At 66.8% G+C, this 19,968-nt stretch carries 13 protein-coding genes; 6 read left to right on the top strand and 7 right to left on the bottom strand.

Annotation, left to right across the window (positions count from 1 at the left end):
• Nucleotides 1–57: 57 nt before the first annotated feature.
• Nucleotides 58–1,845, bottom strand: coding sequence for an ABC transporter transmembrane domain-containing protein (locus OLX02_RS04235; RefSeq protein ID WP_264420515.1), 1,788 nt, complete (start codon nt 1,843–1,845; stop codon nt 58–60).
• Between the two features lie 144 nt (nt 1,846–1,989).
• On the opposite strand from OLX02_RS04235, the gene OLX02_RS04230 reads away from it, so the two are divergent.
• Nucleotides 1,990–3,246, top strand: coding sequence for a polyhydroxyalkanoate depolymerase (locus OLX02_RS04230; protein ID WP_264421164.1), 1,257 nt, complete (start codon nt 1,990–1,992; stop codon nt 3,244–3,246).
• Nucleotides 3,247–3,303: 57 nt separating this feature from the next.
• On the opposite strand, the gene OLX02_RS04225 is transcribed toward OLX02_RS04230, so the two are convergent.
• From OLX02_RS04225 to OLX02_RS04215, 3 genes are all read right to left on the bottom strand, one after another.
• The gene (locus OLX02_RS04225; RefSeq protein ID WP_264420513.1) at nt 3,304–3,765 is read right to left on the bottom strand and encodes a MaoC family dehydratase; all 462 of its coding nucleotides are present in this window, start codon (nt 3,763–3,765) and stop codon (nt 3,304–3,306) included.
• A gap of 91 nt (nt 3,766–3,856) precedes the next feature.
• Nucleotides 3,857–5,230, bottom strand: coding sequence for a putative O-glycosylation ligase, exosortase A system-associated (locus OLX02_RS04220; protein ID WP_264420512.1), 1,374 nt, complete (start codon nt 5,228–5,230; stop codon nt 3,857–3,859).
• Between the two features lie 2 nt (nt 5,231–5,232).
• Nucleotides 5,233–5,403: a hypothetical protein gene (locus OLX02_RS04215; RefSeq protein WP_264420510.1), complete on the bottom strand. Its 171-nt coding sequence runs from the start codon at nt 5,401–5,403 to the stop codon at nt 5,233–5,235.
• Nucleotides 5,404–5,511: 108 nt separating this feature from the next.
• Here OLX02_RS04215 and OLX02_RS04210 point away from each other — a divergent pair, with 108 nt between their 5' ends.
• From OLX02_RS04210 to OLX02_RS04195, 4 genes are all read left to right on the top strand, one after another.
• A complete protein-coding gene (locus tag OLX02_RS04210; protein WP_264421162.1) occupies nt 5,512–6,747 on the top strand; it encodes a TIGR04063 family PEP-CTERM/XrtA system glycosyltransferase in 1,236 nt (411 codons plus the stop codon).
• Between the two features lie 64 nt (nt 6,748–6,811).
• Complete coding sequence (locus tag OLX02_RS04205; protein WP_264420508.1) at nt 6,812–8,656, top strand: hypothetical protein; 1,845 nt, start codon at nt 6,812–6,814, stop codon at nt 8,654–8,656.
• A 192-nt stretch (nt 8,657–8,848) separates the two neighbouring features.
• Nucleotides 8,849–13,489, top strand: a complete 4,641-nt coding sequence (gltB, locus tag OLX02_RS04200; RefSeq protein ID WP_264420506.1) for a glutamate synthase large subunit — start codon at nt 8,849–8,851, stop codon at nt 13,487–13,489.
• 27 nt (nt 13,490–13,516) lie between these two features.
• Nucleotides 13,517–14,950, top strand: a complete 1,434-nt coding sequence (locus tag OLX02_RS04195; protein ID WP_264420504.1) for a glutamate synthase subunit beta — start codon at nt 13,517–13,519, stop codon at nt 14,948–14,950.
• Between the two features lie 204 nt (nt 14,951–15,154).
• Here the strand turns inward: OLX02_RS04195 and OLX02_RS04190 are convergent, their stop codons facing one another.
• The gene (locus OLX02_RS04190; RefSeq protein WP_264420502.1) at nt 15,155–16,210 is read right to left on the bottom strand and encodes a ribonucleotide-diphosphate reductase subunit beta; all 1,056 of its coding nucleotides are present in this window, start codon (nt 16,208–16,210) and stop codon (nt 15,155–15,157) included.
• 371 nt (nt 16,211–16,581) lie between these two features.
• Here OLX02_RS04190 and OLX02_RS04185 point away from each other — a divergent pair, with 371 nt between their 5' ends.
• On the top strand, nt 16,582–16,833 hold the full coding sequence (locus OLX02_RS04185) for a DUF2171 domain-containing protein (RefSeq protein ID WP_264421160.1): 252 nt from the start codon (nt 16,582–16,584) through the stop codon (nt 16,831–16,833).
• A gap of 173 nt (nt 16,834–17,006) precedes the next feature.
• Here OLX02_RS04185 and OLX02_RS04180 read toward each other — a convergent pair whose 3' ends face one another.
• Both OLX02_RS04180 and OLX02_RS04175 read right to left on the bottom strand, forming a co-directional pair.
• Nucleotides 17,007–17,417 carry a PepSY domain-containing protein gene (locus OLX02_RS04180; protein ID WP_413630084.1) on the bottom strand — a complete coding sequence of 137 codons (411 nt, stop codon included), beginning with the start codon at nt 17,415–17,417 and terminating at the stop codon, nt 17,007–17,009.
• 251 nt (nt 17,418–17,668) lie between these two features.
• On the bottom strand, nt 17,669–19,699 hold the full coding sequence (locus OLX02_RS04175; RefSeq protein ID WP_413630058.1) for a ribonucleoside-diphosphate reductase subunit alpha: 2,031 nt from the start codon (nt 19,697–19,699) through the stop codon (nt 17,669–17,671).
• Nucleotides 19,700–19,968: the final 269 nt, after the last annotated feature.

The raw sequence follows: 19,968 nt of genomic DNA, 5'->3' as shown, positions 1-19,968 counted from the left end.
GATCGCTTGTCGTTCGTCGGCGCCCGTATGTCGCTGGTCGATCAGCGTCGGCCGCGATCAGGCGTGCACGGTGTCGAACTGGAGCCGGGCCAGGCGGGCGTAGAGCCCGTCCTGCGCCGAAAGGCTGGCGTGCGTGCCCTGTTCGACGATGCGGCCGCCTTCCATCACCACGATGCGGTCGGCCTGGCGCACGGTGGCGAGGCGGTGGGCGATGACCAGCGTGGTGCGCTGCTTCATCAGCCGGTCGAGCGCGTCCTGCACCAGCCGCTCGCTTTCGGCGTCGAGCGCGCTCGTGGCCTCGTCCAGCAGCAGGATCGGCGCGTTGCGCAGCAGGGCGCGCGCAATGGCGATGCGCTGGCGCTGGCCGCCCGAAAGGCGCGCGCCGTCCTCGCCCAGGAAGGTGTCCAGCCCTTGCGGCAGCGCGCGGAGGAAGGTTTCGGCATTGGCATCGCGCGCGGCCTGCCAGATCTGTTCGTCGGTGGCGTCCCAGTTGCCATAGCGCAGGTTGTCCCGCGCGCTGGCGGCGAACAGCACGCCTTCCTGCGGGACGAGCGCCATGCGGGCGCGCACTTCGGCCGGATCTGCCTGTGCCAGCGGCACGCCGTCGATGCGCACGGTGCCGCCCTGCGGATCGTAGAAACGCTCGGCCAGCAGGAACAGCGTGGACTTGCCCGCGCCCGAGGGGCCGACGATGGCCACGGTCTCGCCCGGCTCGACCGTGAGCGAGAAATCTTCCAGCGCCGCCACTTCGGGACGGCTGGGATAGCGGAACGCCACGTTCTGGAACGCGAGCTGGCCACGCGGCGGCTGCGGCAGCGCGATCGGCCGCGCCGGCGGGGCGATGTCCGGCTGTTCGAGCAGCAGTTCGTTGAGGCGGCTGGCGGCGCCCGCGCCGCGCACGAGATCGCCATAGACTTCCATCAGCGAGCCGAATGCGCCCGCGACGATGCCGCCGGTCAGCACGAAGGCCGCGATGGTGCCGCCGCTGATCGTGCCCTTGGCCACGCCCATCGCGCCTTCCCACATCAGCGCGGTGATCCCGCCGAAGATCAGGAAGATGACGATGGCAGTCATCACCGCACGGATGCGGATGCGGCGCTGCGCGGTCTCGAACGTGCGTTCCACCGCGCCGCCGAAGCGCTCCGCTTCGCGCCGTTCCTGTCCGAACGCCTGGACGACCTTCATCGCGCCGAGCACTTCGGAGACCATCACGCCGATGTCGGCCACGCGGTCCTGGCTGGAGCGCGATGCCTTGCGCAAGCGGGTGCCGAAGAACATGATCGGGCCGATCACCACGGGAATCCCCACGAGCAGTCCGGCGGTGAGCGCCGGGGCCAGCGCGAACAGGTAGATCACCCCGCCGATCGCGGTCAGCGCGTTGCGCAGCGCGACCGAGACGGTGGTGCCCACGACCTGCTCGATGATCGCCGTGTCCGACGTCATGCGCGAGGAGATTTCCTTCGGGCTGTTGCTCTCGAAGAAGCTGGGAGGCAGCCGCAGCAGGTTCTGCTGGACCTTCAGCCGCACGTCCGCGACCACGCGTTCGCCGATCCACGAGACGAAGTAGAACCGCGTGGCGGTGCCGATTCCCAGGATGATGACGATCAGCAGCAGGATGCGGAAGGCGCCGTTGATCGTATCGGGATTGGCGCCGGGGCCGAAGGCCTGGTCGATGATCGACTTGAAACGGGCCGGGATCGAGATCGTCGCCGCCGAGGTGGTGATCAGCGCACCGAGCGCGATCAGCACTTGCGTCGGATAGTTGAGCGCCTGGCGCCACACCATGCGCAGCGGGGTCAGGTTGCGCGCGGCGCGCGGTTCGGCGGGCTGGGTTCCCTCATCCATCGCGCCCGCCTAGCCCATGCACGCGCGCGCCGGAAGGGGTCTTGCTCGCCCTGATTTTTGTTGCATTGCACAAAAGGTCGAAAGGCGGCATTCTTGGCGGGAAAACGAATCCCCGGCGCGGCCGGGTCACGAAAGGTGTCGCTCGTGCTTTACAAGGCCTATGAAATCCAGCGCTCGCTGCTCAATGCCGGCAGCGCCTGGGCCTCGATGACCGCGGACCTGCTCAACGATCCGCGCTCTCCCCTTGCCGGTCTTGGCGGCAGCCAGATGCTGGCCTCCGCGCTCGATGTGTTCGCACACGCAGCGGCACCGCGCGGCAAGCCCGCCTTCGGCATCAAGACCATCCACGTCGATGGCGCGATCCATGCGGTCAGCGAATCGACCGAAGTGCAGCGCCCGTTCGGCAAGCTCAAGAAGTTCACCCACGCCGGCCTGCCCGCGGATGCGCCGCGCCTGCTGATCGTGGCGCCGATGAGCGGCCACTTCGCCACGCTGCTGCGCGGCACGGTGGAGCGGATGATGGAACGCAGCGTGGTCTACATCACCGACTGGGCCGACGCGAAGTTCGTGCCGCTGGCCGATGGCACGTTCGATCTCGACGACTACATCGACTACATCGTCGGCTTCCTTGAGCACATCGGGCCGGGCGCCCACGCCATGGCGGTGTGCCAGCCTTCGGTTCCGATGTTCGCCGCGACGGCGATCATGGCGGCGAACGAGCATCCCTGCCGCCCCGTCACGCTGACGATGATGGGGGGGCCGATCGACACGCGCGAATCGCCCACGGCGGTGAACGACCATGCGATCACCAAGCCCTACGTGTGGTTCAAGCACAACGTGATCACCACCGTGCCCGGCAACTATCCGGGCGAGGGGCGGCGCGTCTATCCGGGCTTCGTCCAGCTGGCGAGCTTCATGTCGATGAACCTCGGCAGCCACATGATGAGCCACTACAAGCTCTACCAGCACATGATGCAGGGCGCGGAAGACAGCGCCGAGGCGACCAAGACGTTCTACGACGAATATCGCGCCGTCTGCGACCTGCCGGCCGAATTCTATCTGCAGACCGTGGACGTCGTCTTCCAGCAGCACGCGCTGCCCAAGGGCGAGTTCGTGCACCGCGGCAAGGTGGTGGACCTGGGCGCGATCACCGACACGGCGATCCTGTGCATCGAGGGCGAGAAGGACGACATTTCGGGCATCGGCCAGACCAAGGCGGCGCTGAAGGTCACGCCGAACCTGCCCGACGACCTGAAGAAGTATCACCTCGCGCCCGAAGTCGGCCATTATGGCATCTTCAACGGCACGCGCTGGCGGACCACGATCGCCCCGGTGGTCGATGCCTGGATCGGCAAGTTCGACAAGAAGGGCAAGGGCCGCAAGCTGACCGCGGTCGCCTGATCCCGGGTACGTCCTACCCCTGGCGCTCGCCGGGGGCAGGACGGGGAACCGGACAGCTCAGACGAAGAACTGGGTGACCCATTCGCAGATCAGGGCAGGCTTTTCCTGACCCTCGATCTCGACCGTGATCTCCATCGTCTGTTGCCACTGGCCGGGACGCTTTTCGTCCAGCGCGAGCAGCTTGAACAGGCCGCGGATGCGCTTGCCCGAGCGGACGGGCGAGAGGAAGCGCGTCTTGTTGCCGCCATAGTTGACGCCCATCTTCACGCCTTCGGGGCGCGGGCAGTCGCTTTCCATGGTCAGCAGCGGAATCAACGACAACGTCAGGAACCCGTGCGCGATGGTGCCGCCGAAGGGCGTGTCCTTCGCGCGTTCCGGATCGACGTGGATGAACTGGAAGTCGCCCGTCGCCTCGGCGAACTGGTTGATGCGCTCCTGCGTGACTTCGACCCAGTTCGACGTGCCGACGACCTGGCCGACGAGGCTCTGGATCTCGGCCGGTGGGATGTAGCGGGTCATGACCTCTCCTTGCGTTCGGTGTCCTTTGCGGACCTGCCGACCGTCATGACCGCTTCCGCGCGCGCTGGCAACGCCTTGTTTAACCGGTTGCTTAAGTGGCGTCGGGCAGCGGGGCAGGCGCGGAGCGGGCCTTGCGGAAGGGCACCGGGGCAGAGCGGCGCACCCGGCCGATGTAGGCCGACAGGCCGCACTGAAGTCCCACCAGCATGTAGCAGAACGGCTGGAACGCGATGCCGACGAAGGCGCCGCCGACCAGGTAGACGATCTGTGCCTGTTGCAGTGCGTCGGCCAGCGGTGTGACCCACGCGAACCCGTCCGGCGGGTTCTTCGCATATTGGCGGCGGATCACTTCCATATGGATCACGCCCATGACGTGGAGCAGCAGCCACAGTGCAAGGCCGGGATAGCCCTGTTCGCCCAGCATCTCGAAATAGCTGGAGTGGTAGGCGCGCGCGGTTTCCTCGATCCGCTCGGTCTCGATCGCGGCATTGTTGTCGCCCGCATAGTCGGCCTTGACCGTGTCGTATGAAACGCGGTTCTGGCGGAAGGCGTCGAACCCGCCGCCGAAGGGGTGATCCTTGGCGAAGTCGATCGTCCACTGCCACACCGCAAGCCGGGTCGAGGCGGACTGGTCGCCCTGGTGGTTCTTGATCGTGCTCATCCGCTCGTTGAAGCTGGATGGCAGCAGCGGCAGCGCTACCAGCGCCCCCACGGCGATCACGGAGACATAGAGCAGTCGCCGCTTCGTGCTTCGCAACATCATCACGCCCAGCACGGCGGCGCACACCAGCCCGGTGCGCGCCTGCGTGCCCACCGGCATCAGCAGGCAGGCGAAGCAGATCCCGATGGCAAACAGGCGCACCATCCAGCCGGGGCGGAAGATCGTGCCGTGATTGGCCAGCCATAGCGCCAGCGGGATCACGCAGATCGCCACGGTGGAGATGATCGAGCCTTCGTAAAGCCCGGTATTGTCGTTCACCAGCAGCTTCAGTTCGCCGTATCCGCCGCCGCCCGACGCCAGCGTCTTGATCCCGCCCCCGATGACGATCACGCCCACCGACAGCACCATGATCAGCGCCAGCGCCTCGATCCGGAGCCGCGTGCGCAAGGTCAGCGGCAGGAACAGCGCGAAGACCAGCGCCTTCCACACCCAGCCCCATTTTTCGGCGGCTTCGACCGGGAAATCCGCGGTGCGCGTGGTCAGCCCGCAATAGAGCAGCAGCAGCAGCAGAACGCACTGGCGCGAAGACAGGCGGATGCCGTTCTTGTCCTCCGCCACCAGCCAGGCCCCGAACGCACAGGCAAACGCGATCAGCGAGACCGGCACGCTTTGCAGGAAGCCCCACGTCACCTTTTGCGGGGCAACGATGTCGATATAGGCATAGGCCAGAACGAACAGGTACGGCCGGCGCACGCCCGCCGCGAGGAAGGCCAGGACAAACGCGGTGAGGAAGAGGTTGAGCACGCCTAGTCGCCCGTCTCGCCCGATCGTGCGGCCGGACGCCGCGCGGGCTTCTGCCAGCCGATCTTGCGGCGGGGCAGGGCAGGGTCCTCGTCAAGGTCGTCGCGCTGGAGCAGGCGCCACACCGCCAGCGCCATCAGCGCGTGGGGGAGCAGCACGGTGAAGATGTCGATCATCGCCTGCCTTACCCGTCCTGTTTCCCGATTGCCGCGCTCGCTGCCTTTTTGGCGCTACCGGAACGGAGTTGACGCCGCGTTAAGCGTTCGCTTGGCATGGCATCGCGCATGACCCGCGTGCTCCACGTCCTTGACCACAGCCTGCCGCTGCACAGCGGATACACGTTCCGCACCCGTGCGATCCTGAAGGCACAGCAGGCGGCGGGGAACGAGGTGATCGGGGTAACCGGGCAGCGCCACAATGTCGAGACGGGCGAACCGGACCCCGGCGAGGCGCCGGAAATCGCAGACGGCATCGCGTTCCATCGCACCCCCGGCCTGCCTTCCGGGCCGCCGCTGCTGCGCGAATGGCGCGAGGTGGCCGCGTTCGCCCGGCGGATCGAGGCTGCGGCGCGCGCGTTCCGGCCCGATGTGATCCACGCCCATTCGCCCGCGCTATGCGGGCTGGCGGCGCTGAGGGCGGGGCGGCGGCTGGGCATCCCGGTGGTCTATGAAATCCGCGCCTTCTGGGAGGATGCGGCGGTGGGCAACCTGACGGGGCGCGAAGGTTCGGCGAAATACCGTCTGACCCGCGCGCTGGAGAACCACGTCGTCGCCCGCGCGGGCGCGGTCGTCACGATCTGCCGCGGTCTGCTCGAAGACCTGGCCGCGCGCGGTGTTCCGCGTGGCAAGCTGTCGATCATGCCCAACGGCGTCGACCTGTCGCTGTTCGGCGCGCCGCCGCCACGCGATCCGGTGCTGGCGGAAGGCCTGGGGCTGGGGGACGGGCCGGTGATCGGCTTCCTGGGCAGCTTCTACCCCTATGAAGGGCTGGACGACCTGATCGCCGCGATGCCGGCCATCGCCGCCCGCGTGCCGGGCGCGCGGTTGCTGCTGGTGGGCGGCGGCCCGGCGGCCGATGCGCTGCGCGCGCAGGCGGAAGCCTCGCCGGCCGCAGACGCGATCCGCTTCGTCGGCCGCGTGCCGCATCACGAGGTGGAGCGGTACTACGCGCTGGTCGATGTTGTCTGCTATCCTCGCAAGGCGATGCGGCTGACCGAGCTGGTCACCCCGCTCAAGCCGCTGGAGGCGATGGCGCAGGGCACTCTGGTGGCGGCGAGCGACGTGGGCGGGCACCGCGAACTCGTCGCGGACGGCGTTACCGGCACGCTGTTTCCGCCGGACAATCCGGCAGGGCTGGCCGACGCGCTGGTGGCGCTGCTGGCTCGGCCCCAGGAATGGGCGGCCCGGCGCTTCGCCGCGCGCGATTTCGTGCGGCGGGATCACGACTGGGCTTTCAACGTTCGGCGTTATGACCGCGTTTACCAAACGCTGTTACCCCAAGTGCCTGACGTCGCCGGATAGCGCCTTGAATCGGTTGCATTGCGGCGTGCGAATCGAGCAAGATAGCGACTGAAGTCAGGGGACCATGAGCCGAAGCCAGACCGCACCGCGCGCCGCAACCCGCAGGGCGAGCCAGCCGATTACGGCGCATCGCCTGTTTCCGGCGCTTGTCGCGCTGTGGTTTGCGGCTTTGTTCGGGCTGGGCAGCTTCGCGCTGCCTTCCGAGTTTCTCGAGCGCCTTGTCGGCGTGACCGGGCTTTCGGCGCTGGTGCCCGCTGCTGCGCCGCCGCTGGGCATCACTGCCCGCCTGCTGATCGCGCTGGCGATGACCGTGGCGGGAATCACGGCGGGCCTGGTGCTGGGCCTGCGCCTGCGTCCGCGTCCGCGTCCTGCCGCCGTGGTGCGCCGCCGGGGCGCTGTCCACGTGGAGCCGGAACCGGAAGCCGAAATCGATCTTGCCGAAGATGCGCCGCAAGTGCGCGCGTTCGATTCCCACCCCGATGCCCCGCCGCGCAAGCCCTTCGACCTGAGCGCGGATCTCGTGCCCGCCGTCGATGAAGTTCCGGCATCCGCACGCGGGTTGCCCGTGCGCCGCCGCGCGCTGTCGCTGACCGACGAAAGCCTGCCGGCCGAACCGGTCGATCACGCACCTGCGCCCGGCTTTGCGCTGTGGGACGATGCAGCGGACGAGCCTGCATTCGCCGAGGACACCATCGACGAGGCGGCCATCGCCGAGGCCGCCATCGCCGAGGACACGTTCGACGAAGTCGAGGATGGTGAGTGGACCGCTGTTGCCGTGCTCGACGCCGAGGCGGACGTGGTGGCTACGGTCATGGTGGATGCGGCTACGGTCGATCCGGTGCCGGCTGCGGTGACCGATGCGCCCGCGCGCCGCGCGCCTGCTCCGACCGCGCCCGACGTCCGCTCGATGCTGACCGGCGCGCCGCTGGAAAGCCTGGGCCTTGTCCAGCTGGTCGAACGACTTGCGCTGGCGATCGACAGCCGGATGCGTGCTGCCGGTGAACCGGCGTTCGAGCGTGCCGCCGCGCCGATCATGGTCGCCGAGCCTGCGCCGGTCGAAGTCATGGCCGAACCTGCCCTGCCGGAACAGGCGATCATCGAACCGGCCATCATCGAGCCGACCATCGTCGAGCCGACCATCATCGAACCGACCGTGATCGAACCGACCGTGATCGAACCGACCGTGATCGAACCCACCGTGATCGAGCAGACCGGGGCTGAACAGGTCGTGGTGGCGCCGGCCCCGTTCGCACCCGCCGAACCCGTGGTGGATGCCGCACCCGAGCCGGAACAGGCGGAGATTGCGCCGGCCCCGCCGCGCTTTGCTTCGTCCGTGCCCGCTCCCGTGGCTGAAGTTCGCCCCGTTGAAGCGCTTCCCGCCGAACCCGCGGCTCCGGTCGTGCAGGCCACCGCGCCGGCAGTGATCGCGCGCTTCCCCTCGATGGCCAACCCGGTCGCGCCCCAGTGGGACGATGCCGACGAGGGTGCCGACGGCGAGGACGTTGTCGTACCGCGTTTTCTGGGCCGAGCCGCGTCGGGCGAGGCAAAGCCTGTGGCGCCCGCCGTGTCCGAGGCTCCGCGCCTTGCTCACCCCGCTGCGCCGGCAGCCGCGCCCCGGCAGGAATTCATCCGGGTCGACACGCCCGATGCGACCGATTCCGCGCCCGATGTCATCGAGCCGGTGGTGATCTTCCCCGGTCAGGGGCCGCGCTCCGGTCCCGTGACGGACGCCGCGCCATTCCTGCGCCCGGTGCCTGGCACGGCTGATGCCGGCGCCGTTCGGAACGGTGCACCCGCTGGACCGGCCCAGGTCTTTGCCTCCGGCGTGCCCGCGCCCGACGTCGAGGACGCGGATCGCGCGCTTCGTGCGGCGCTGGCCACGCTTCAGCGGATGACCGCGCGGGGCTGAAAACCTCGCGGGCCCAAGGGTTTGGTCTGCCGCATCCGTATTTCCGTCGCCCTTATCGGGGGCGAATCATTTCTCGCGGTTGCAAAATAACTTTCCTGCAGTCATGGGGGAAATTCGCGCAACTTTCGTCCCCTTACCGGGGGCGCGATTCGCGCGTCGTTTCCACTTTATGGATGTAGGAACACCTTCGAGATGGGATTTCCGCCGGTTCAGGGCCTGTATGATCCGCGTAATGAGCATGACGCCTGTGGCGTGGGCTTCATCGCCCATATCAAAGGCATCAAAAGCCACGCGATCATTAATCAGGCCCTCGAGATTCTGCGAAATCTCGACCACCGCGGCGCGGTGGGCGCAGACCCGTTGCTGGGTGACGGCGCGGGAATCCTGATCCAGCTTCCCGACCAGCTGTTCCGCAAGTGGGCAGCGGCCGAGGGCAAGGAACTGCCCGCTCCCGGCGACTATGCCGTGGCGATGTGCTTCCTGCCGCGCGACGAGCCTTCGCGGAACTTCGTGACCGAATTCTTCGAGAAGTTCATCGAGAAGGAAGGCCAGGAGCTGATCGGCTGGCGCGACGTGCCGACCACGATCGACGGCCTGGGCAAGACCGTGATCGAGCAGATGCCCGTCATCCGCCAGTGCTTCATCAAGCGCGGCGCGGGCACGCCCGATCAGGACGCGTTCGAGCGCAAGCTGCTGGCCATCCGCAAGCAGACGCAGAACCCGCTGGCCGCGAAGGCCGAGAAGTATGGCCTGCCGGGCGTGACCCAGCTGTACATGCCCAGCTTCTCGTCGCGCACGATCGTCTACAAGGGCCTGCTTCTGGCGACCCAGGTTGGCGGTTTCTACGACGACCTGCGTGATCCCGACTGCGTTTCGGCGCTCGGCCTCGTCCACCAGCGCTTCTCGACCAACACCTTCCCCAGCTGGAAGCTGGCGCATCCGTTCCGCTTCGTGGCCCACAACGGTGAAATCAACACCGTGCGCGGCAACGTGAACTGGATGAATGCGCGCCGCCGCACGATGGAATCGGAGCTGCTCGGCCCCGATCTCGACAAGATGTGGCCGCTGATCCCGCACGGCCAGTCGGACACGGCCAGCCTCGACAACGCGCTCGAGCTGCTGCTCGCGGGCGGCTACAGCCTTGCCCACGCGGTGATGATGCTGATCCCCGAGGCGTGGGCGGGCAACCCGCTGATGGATGCCAAGCGCCGCGCGTTCTACGAGTATCACGCCGCCCTGATGGAGCCGTGGGACGGCCCGGCCGCCGTGGCCTTCACCGACGGCCGCCAGATCGGCGCCACGCTCGATCGCAACGGCCTGCGCCCCGCGCGCTTCTCGATCACCCGCGACGACCTGATCTGCATGGCGTCCGAAAGCGGCGTGCTGCCCTTCCGCGAGGAGGACGTGGTCCGCAAGTGGCGCCTCCAGCCCGGCAGGATGCTCCTGATCGACCTCGACAAGGGCCGGATCATCGAGGACGAGGAAATCAAGGCGCAGCTCGCGGGCGACGAGCCTTACGAGGAGTGGCTGGAAGCCGCGCAGTACAAGCTCAAGGAGCTTGAAGTGGTCGAGCCCGAACTGGCGGCACTGCCGGTCGAGACGACCTCGCTGCTCGATCGCCAGCAGGCCTTCGGCTACACGCAGGAAGACATCAGCAAGTTCCTCGAGCCGATGGCCGTCTATGGCGACGACCCGCTCGGCTCGATGGGCACCGACACGCCGATCGCGGTGCTGTCGAGCCGGTCGCGCCTGCTCTACGACTACTTCAAGCAGAACTTCGCGCAGGTCACCAACCCGCCGATCGACCCGATCCGCGAGGAACTGGTGATGTCGCTGGTCAGCATGATCGGGCCGCGCCCGAACCTGCTGGGCCACGATGCCGGCAGCCACAAGCGGCTCGAAGTCGACCAGCCGATCCTGACCAACGACGAGATCGCCAAGATCCGCTCGGTCGAGGCCGCGCTCGACGGCGCGTTCCGCACCGCCACGATCGACACCACGTGGGATGCCGCGAACGGTGCCGACGGGCTGGCGCAGGCGATCAAGGAAATGTGCTGGGCGGCCACCGAGGCCGTGCTGGCGGACAAGAACATCCTGATCCTGTCCGACCGTGCACAGTGCGAAAGCCGTATCCCGATGCCGGCGCTGCTGGCGACGGCGGCGGTGCACCACCACCTCGTCCGGCAGGGCCTGCGCATGCAGACCGGCCTGGTCGTCGAAACCGGTGAAGCTCGCGAAGTGCACCACTTCTGCGCGCTCGCAGGCTATGGCGCGGAAGCGGTGAACCCCTATCTGGCGTTCGAGACGCTGGAAGCGATCCGCGTCGACAAGGAGCTGCCGCTCTCGACCAAGGACGTCCAGAAGAACTACATCAAGGCCATCGGCAAGGGCATCCTCAAGGTCATGTCCAAGATGGGCATCTCGACCTACCAGTCCTATTGCGGCGCCCAGATCTTCGACGCGGTCGGCCTCAGCACCGCTTTCGTCGAGGAATACTTCACCGGCACCGCGACCAGCATCGAGGGCGTCGGCCTGGCGGAAATCGCGGAAGAGACCGTGCGTCGCCATGCCGCGGCCTATGGCGACAACCCGATCTACAAGAAGATGCTCGACGTGGGCGGGATGTACCAGCTGCGCCTGCGCGGCGAGGAGCACGCCTGGACCGCCAGCAACATCGCCAACCTGCAGCACGCGGTGCGCGGCAACACTCCCGAGAAGTATCGTGAGTTCGCCGAAAGCATCAACGAGCAGTCGGAGCGGATGCTCACCATCCGTGGGCTGATGGAGCTGAAGAAGGCCGACAAGGCCATCGACCTGTCCGAAGTCGAGCCGGCGAGCGAAATCGTCAAGCGCTTCGCCACCGGTGCGATGAGCTATGGCTCGATCAGCTGGGAAGCGCACACCACGCTGGCCGTGGCGATGAACCGCATCGGCGGCAAGTCGAACACCGGCGAAGGCGGCGAGGATCCCTCGCGCTTCAAGCCGCTGGCCAATGGCGACACGATGCGCTCGGCGATCAAGCAGGTCGCCTCGGGCCGCTTCGGCGTCACCGCCGAATACCTGGTCAACGCCGACGACATCCAGATCAAGATGGCGCAGGGCGCGAAGCCGGGCGAAGGCGGGCAGCTGCCGGGCGACAAGGTCGACAAGACCATCGGCAAGACCCGTCACTCGACTCCGGGCGTTGGCCTGATCTCGCCGCCGCCGCACCACGACATCTACTCGATCGAAGATCTCGCGCAGCTCATTCACGATCTCAAGAACGTGAACCAGACCGCGCGCATCTCGGTCAAGCTGGTGTCCGAAGTGGGCGTCGGCACCGTGGCCGCGGGCGTGTCCAAGGCGCGCGCCGACCACGTCACGATCTCCGGCTACGAAGGCGGCACCGGCGCTTCGCCGCTGACCTCGCTGACCCACGCCGGCTCGCCCTGGGAAATCGGCCTGGCCGAAACCCAGCAGACGCTGCTGCTCAACAACCTGCGCAGCCGCATCGCGGTGCAGGCCGATGGCGGCCTGCGCACCGGGCGTGACGTCGCGGTTGCGGCGCTGCTGGGCGCGGACGAATTCGGCTTCGCCACCGCGCCGCTGATCGCGGCCGGCTGCATCATGATGCGCAAGTGCCACCTCAACACCTGCCCGGTTGGCGTCGCCACCCAGGATCCGGTGCTGCGCGCGCGCTTCACCGGCCAGCCGGAGCACGTGATCAACTACTTCTTCTTCGTCGCCGAGGAACTGCGCGCGATCATGGCCGAGATGGGCTTCCGCACCGTCGCGGAAATGGTCGGTCGCGTCGATCGCCTCGATGCGAAGAAGGCGGTGTCGCACTGGAAGGCGCAGGGCGTCGACCTGACGAAGCTGCTGCACAAGGTGGAGCCGGTTGCCGGCACCACGCTGGCATGGAGCGGCACGCAGGACCACGGTCTCGAAGCCGCGCTCGACAACGACCTGATCGCCGCGGCTGCACCCGCGCTCGAAAAGGGCGAGGCCGTGCGGATCGAGCGTGAAGTGCGCAACGTGAACCGCACCGTCGGCGCGATGCTCTCGGGCGAAGTGGCGAAGAAGTATGGGCACAAGGGCCTGCCGGACAACACCATCAACGTCGCGTTCAAGGGCGTGGCGGGTCAGTCGTTCGGCGCGTTCCTGGCCCACGGCGTCACCATCGACCTCGTCGGCGATGCCAACGACTATGTCGGCAAGGGCCTGTCGGGCGGACGCGTGATCGTGCGCCAGCCGGCCCACGTCGACCGCGACCCGTCGGAGAACATCATCGTCGGCAACACCGTGCTCTACGGTGCCATCGCCGGTGAGGCCTACTTCAACGGCGTGGCGGGCGAACGCTTCGCGGTGCGCAATTCGGGCGCCGTCGCGGTGGTCGAGGGCACGGGCGATCATGGCTGCGAATACATGACCGGCGGTGTCGTCGTCGTGCTCGGCAAGACCGGGCGCAACTTCGCGGCGGGCATGTCGGGCGGCGTGGCCTACGTCTATGACGTGGACGGCAACTTCGCGCAGCTCGCCAACGGCGCGATGGTCGATCTTCTTCCCGTCTCGGCAGAGCGGGACGAGGACGACGGTGCAGGCCGCCCGCAGCAGCGCGGCGTGGACGTCCACGACTTCGGCATGGGCGACATGCTCCGCCATGATGCGGATCGTCTCCGCATCCTGATCGAGCGCCACCAGCTCCACACCGGCAGCAATCGCGCGCGCGCGATCCTCGACAACTGGGCCGAGGAACTGCCGCGTTTCGTCAAGGTCATGCCGCGCGATTACGCGCGAGCGCTCCGCCAGCAGGAGGCCGAGCGCCTCGCCGCCGCCTCGGTTGCGGCTGAATAAGCGCGCGCGGAAGAAGGAATACAGAACATGGGCAAGGCTACCGGCTTTCTCGAAATCGACCGCAAGGACCGCACGTACGACGCGCCTGCGGAACGTCTGAAGCACTACCGGGAATTCGTGATCCCGCACGACGATGCCAGCCTCAAGGGCCAGGCTTCGCGGTGCATGAACTGCGGCATTCCGTATTGTCACAACGGTTGTCCGGTGAACAACCAGATCCCGGACTGGAACCACCTAGTCTATGAGAACGACTGGCGCGAGGCGCTGGACAATCTCCATTCGACCAACAACTTCCCGGAATTCACCGGCCGCATCTGCCCCGCCCCGTGCGAGGCGGCGTGCACGTTGAACATCGTGGACCAGCCGGTCACGATCAAGTCGATCGAATGCGCGATCGTCGATCGCGGGTGGAAGGAAGGCTGGATCGCGCCGCAGGTTCCGGCGAAGAAGACCGGCAAGTCGGTCGCCGTGGTCGGCTCCGGCCCGGCGGGCCTCGCCGCCGCGCAGCAGCTGGCGCGCGCGGGTCATTCGGTGACGATGTTCGAGAAGAACGATCGCATCGGTGGCTTGCTTCGCTACGGCATTCCCGACTTCAAGATGGAAAAGCAGCTCATCAATCGCCGCGCGATGCAGATGGAGGCCGAAGGCGTCCAGTTCCGCACGGGCGTTGAAGTGGGCGTGACCGTCTCGTTCGCCTCGCTGCAGGAAAACTTCGATGCAGTGGTGCTGGCGGGCGGCGCGGAAGATCCGCGCGGTCTGGCCATTCCGGGCGCGGAACTGCCCGGCGTGCGCATGGCGATGGAATTCCTCACCCAGCAGAACAAGCGCAACGCGGGCGACGATGAACTGCGCGCCGCCCCGCGCGGTTCGCTGCTCGCCACCGGCAAGCACGTCGTCGTGATCGGCGGCGGCGATACCGGCTCGGACTGCGTCGGCACGTCGAACCGCCAGGGTGCGCTGTCGGTCACGCAGCTGGAAATCATGCCCGAGCCGCCCGCGAAGGAAGACAAGGCGCTGTCGTGGCCGAACTGGCCGCTCAAGATGCGCACGTCGTCCAGCCACGAGGAAGGCTGCGAGCGCGAGTTCGCGGTGCTGACCAAGCGCGTGGTCGGTGAAAACGACGTGACCGGGCTGGAATGCGTCCGCGTCGAATGGGTTGGCGGCAAGATGCAGGAAGTGCCGGGAAGCGAGTTCACGCTCCAGGCCGACCTGATCCTGCTGGCGATGGGCTTCGTCGGCCCGCGCAAGCAGGGCCTGCTCGAACAGGCCGGCGTCGAGCTGGACGCGCGCGGCAACGTCAAGGGCAACGTGATCGACTACAAGACCAGCGTCGAGAACGTGTTCTCCTGCGGCGACATGCGCCGCGGCCAGAGCCTTGTCGTCTGGGCGATCCGCGAAGGGCGCCAGTGCGCGCGCGCGGTGGACCAGGCGCTGATGGGCGTGAGCGAACTGCCGCGCTGAACCGCGCAAACGGTGTGAACCGTGAAAGGGCGTCCGGCAACGGGCGCCCTTTTCGTTTGGGCTGGCATGGATGCCGGGGCTGGACGGGGGTTTCTGCCCTCTTTGACGTTCGCCCCGGCCCTGCCGATCACCCATGAAAAAGCCGGGCGCCACCTGCGTGGTGCCCGGCCTCTCAGGTCCGGTGCGCAAGGCCGCCGGCAGGGATTACTCGGCGGCGATCCCCGCGGTGCCGAACATGTCGACTTCCACTTCGATGCCTTCCTCGGTGTTGGCGACGGTCTTGGCCTTGCGGCGGCTGTCGAAGCTGGACCACACGGTGTTCCAGTCGCCGCGGGTGGCGGCCTTGGAATATTCGGTGGCGCGGGTCTCGAAGAAGTTGGCGTGCTCCACCCCGTTCAGCAGCGGGGCGAGCCACGGCAGCGGGTGATCCTCGATCATGTAGATCGGCTGGAAGCCCAGCTGGCCCAGGCGCCAGTCGGCGATGTAGCGGATATAGCGCTTGATTTCCTTCGGGCTCATCCCCGGCACCGGGCCCTGCTCGAAGGCGAGGTCGATGAAGGCATCTTCCAGCCGCACTGTCTTCTGGCAGCAATCGATGATGTCTTCCTTCACCGCCTTGGTCAGGCAGCCGCGTTCGGCCACGAAGGCGTGGAACAAGCGGGTGATGCCTTCGCAGTGCAGGCTTTCGTCGCGCACCGACCAGCTGACGATCTGCCCCATGCCCTTCATCTTGTTGAAGCGCGGGAAGTTCATCAGCATGGCGAAGCTGGCGAAAAGCTGGAGCCCTTCGGTGAAGCCGCCGAACATCGCCAGCGTGCGCGCGATGTCCTCGTCGGTGTCCACGCCGAACTGCTGCAGGTAATCGTGCTTGGCCTTCATTTCCTCGTATTCGAGGAACATGCCGTACTCGCTCTCGGGCATCCCGATGGTGTCAAGCAGGTGCGAATAGGCCGCGATGTGCACCGTCTCCATGTTGGAGAAGGCGGCGAGCATCATCTTGATCTCGGTCGGCTTGAACACGCGGCCGTACTTTTCGTGGTAGCAATCCTGCACCTCGACGTCGGCCTGCGTGAAGAAGCGAAAGATCTGCGTGAGCAGGTTGCGTTCGTGGTCCGAGATCTTCTGCGCCCAGTCGCGGCAATCCTCACCCAGCGGCACTTCTTCGGGCATCCAGTGGATCTGCTGCTGGCGCTTCCAGAAGTCGTAGGCCCAGGGATATTCGAAGGGCTTGTAGGTCTTGCGGGCTTCGAGAAGAGGCATGGGCTGAGGGTCCTCGTGAATCAGGTAAACGAATGTAGGGATCGGGGGGCGCCGGCGAAAGCGGGCGCAGGGGCAACCCGGCGCATCGGGGGCGGTTTTCCACCGCGTTGTCGCCAGCTTGAGCGAAGGCGTGCAGGCGCGCGCTTCGGCGTCCGTAGGGCGCATATCGGCGCAGGGCCGACGATGCTTTCCCCCGTGCGGGAACGTGCGATCGCAGCAGGCATTGGAAGGGCATGGGCGGCGGCCGGAGAGGCTGTGCCGCAATTCCCAATCCAAGGAGACCTGCCGTGAGCGGAGATCATGAACGCAATTCGGGCGACCAGACGGGCGCCGGCCAGCAGAGCCAGTTCCAGAGCGGTGCGAGCGGCCAGATGGGCGGCGGAGACGTGGCCAGCCAAATTCGCGAGCACATGGAAGTGATCGGCGCGGACGGGGTTCATGTCGGCACGGTCGACCACGTGGACGGCCGCCGCATCAAGCTGACCCGTGCTGATAGCGGCGTGGGCAGCCACCAGGGCCACCACCACTACATTTCGCTCGGCCTCGTTGCCGAAATCGAGAGCGACAAGGTGCGCCTCTCGGCCAACGGCGATGTCGCCTACGGCATGGAGGAAGAAGAATAAGGGCTGGGCGGGGGCGCCAGTCCCCGCCGCCCGGCGCAACGCTCTGACCCCCTCGGAGCCAGGCCGCGCCACGTCGTACATGGCTGGGCCGGAAGACGCCTCGTCGCAAGACGGGGCGTTTTTCTGTGCGTGGCCCCTGACGGGTGTCAGGGGCGCAGCAGACCAGAACCTTTCTACTTCCAGAACCAGCCGGGCTTGAGCTTGCGGCTGGCGCGGTTGCGCCACATCGAGATGTAGAGCCACAGGCCCGAGAAGCTGAAGAACACCATTGCAAAGCCCGAGAGGGTGGCGATCACCACGCCCAGCGGTCCGAAGCTTTCGCCCGAATGGAGATGGTGCAGCGTGCCGACCAGCGCGCGCGGGTCGCCCGGCTTGGGCTTGGGACGGCAGATGTAGTCCGGCGGGCAGGCAAACGCGGGCTTGCCTTCCGCTTGCGCGGCCTTGGGCTTTTCGCCCCCGCCCAGCAGCGGAACGACCTGGCTGAGCACGCCCGTCACCGCGATCCACAGCAGGAACACGGAAAAGAACACCGAGAGCCAGCGGTGCCACTTGCGCATGAAACGATCCTCTTTGATAATGCGAATTGTTCGCAGCGGTTGCCACGCTTGCCGGGATCAAGCAAGCGGGGGCCTTGTCGCCGATTGTAACGCACAGCAGCAAGCCGCGAAGTGTCGCGGTGTGTAACGGCGCTGACGGGACGACGGCGGTCATGCAGGGCCTGCGCACGCGAACGGGATGGGGCGTGCGCAAGGGCACGCCGGGCGGAGAGTCTTGTCAGAAAGCAGGCCGGCGCGGCGCGTGAACGCCGCCACCGGCCGGGAAGGCCGGCTGCCGCTTACTGGCAGGCGAGGCATTCCTCGTAGTCCGTCGGGCTGGCGGCCAGTTCGATCACCGGGGCGCTGGCGGTGTTGTCCGCCTCCACCCCGCCGGCGAAGCCCGCGCGCTGCACCGACTTCGAGCGCAGGTAGTAAAGGCTCTTGATACCCTTTTCCCACGCCTGGAAGTGGAGCATCAGCAGGTCCCACTTGTCGACGTCGGCCGGGATGTAGAGGTTCAGCGACTGCGCCTGGTCGATATAGGGCGTGCGGTCGGCCGCGAATTCGAGCAGCCAGCGCTGGTCGATCTCGAAGCTGGTCTTGAACACCGCCTTTTCCTCGGGGCTGAGGAAGTCGAGGTGCTGGACCGACCCGCCGCGCTCGAGGATCGAGTTCCACACGTTGGTAGAATCCTTCGACTTCAGCTTGAGCAGCTTTTCGAGGTATTCGTTCTTCACCACGAACGAGCCCGACAGCGTCTTGTGCGTATAGATGTTCGCCGGGATCGGCTCGATGCAGGCCGAAGTGCCGCCGCAGATGATCGAGATCGACGCGGTGGGCGCGATCGCCATCTTGCACGAGAAGCGCTGCATCACGCCCATGTCCGCCGCATCGGGGCAGGGGCCGCGTTCCTGCGCGAGCAGCAGCGAGGCCTCGTCGGCCTTGGCGGCGACGTGCTTGAACATCTTGAGGTTCCACGCCTTGGCCATCGCGCTTTCAAAGGCGATGCCCTTGCGCTGGAGGAAGGAGTGGAAGCCCATCACGCCCATGCCGACCGAGCGTTCGCGCGCGGCGGAATACTTGGCGCGGGCCATCTCGTCGGGCGCGCGGTTGATGTAGTCCTGCAGCACGTTGTCGAGGAAGCGCAGCACGTCCTCGATGAAGAGCTTGTCGGCGTTCCACTCGTCCCAGGTTTCAAGGTTGAGCGAGGAGAGGCAGCAGACCGCCGTCCGGTCGTTGCCGAGGTGGTCGCGGCCGGTGGGCAGCGTGATTTCCGAGCAGAGGTTCGAGGTCGAGACCTTCAGCCCCAGGTCGCGGTGATGCTTGGGCATCGTGCGGTTCACCGTGTCGGAGAACACGATGTAGGGCTCGCCCGTGGCGAGGCGGGTTTCGACCAGCTTCTGGAACAGCGAGCGGGCATCGACCTTGCCGCGCACCGAACCGTCCTTCGGGCTCTTCAGCTCGAACTCGGCGCCGTCGCGCACGGCTTCCATGAAATCGTCGGTCAGCAGCACGCCGTGGTGGAGGTTCAGCGCCTTGCGGTTGAAATCGCCCGACGGCTTGCGGATTTCGAGGAACTCCTCGATTTCCGGGTGCGAGACGTCGAGATAGCAGGCGGCCGAGCCGCGCCGCAGCGAGCCCTGCGAGATCGCCAGCGTAAGGCTGTCCATCACGCGGACGAACGGGATGATGCCGCTGGTCTTGCCGTTGAGGCCGACCGATTCACCGATGCCGCGCACCTGGCCCCAATAAGTGCCGATGCCGCCGCCGCGGCTGGCCAGCCAGACGTTCTCGTTCCAGGTGTTGACGATGCCTTCCAAGCTGTCGTCCACCGAGTTCAGGTAGCACGAGATCGGCAGGCCGCGACCGGTGCCGCCGTTCGACAGCACGGGGGTGGCGGGCATGAACCACAGCTTCGAGATGTAGTCGTAGAGCCGCTGGGCGTGGTCCTGATCGTCGGCGTAGGCATCGGCCACGCGCGCGAAGAGGTCCTGGAAGTTTTCGCCCGGAAGCAGGTAGCGGTCGTCGAGCGTGTCCTTGCCGAAGGCGGTCAGCAGCGCGTCACGCGCCGCGTCGGTCACGATCTTGAAGCGGCGCGGGTGAACCGTCTTGGAATCGTCCTGCGGCGCAGCGGCGGCGGACGTGATGGCGGAAGCTGCCGCAGCCATGCCGGCCGCCAGCAGGGTTTCGCTGCCCAGATCCTTCGCGTTCATGTCGATCGCCTTCGTTTCCGGCGTTGCCGCCTCGTTCGGGTCGAGCGCGGCGGTGCCGCCTTCGAGACCCAGTTCGTCCTGTGCCGCCACGGAGCCGTCCCCAGTCCTGAAATCCACGTGCAATCCCCGTCTTGCGGCCCTTCGCGCCGGGCGCGGGAGGGCTGTTCAAATCCATGACCACGATGCCGGGCGGAAAGCCCGGCGTTCCGCCTTGTCTTCGAATCAGGAACGCGCCCTGATCCTACATTGCCCGGAACAGGAGGGGAACATAATTCCTGCTCAACCGCTTCCGGACAAGGTTTTCAGCCAATGTGGCGATGGGCCGCCAAAGAGCGGATTCCATCGCTGCGCCCCTTGCGGTGCGCAGATGCTCCAAACTAGGTCTA

The organism is Novosphingobium sp. KCTC 2891, assembly GCF_025938155.1.
Classification (GTDB): Bacteria; Pseudomonadota; Alphaproteobacteria; order Sphingomonadales; family Sphingomonadaceae; genus Novosphingobium.
Note: the sequence above shows the minus strand (reverse complement) of the source record. Positions and strands in the feature narration are given on the sequence as shown.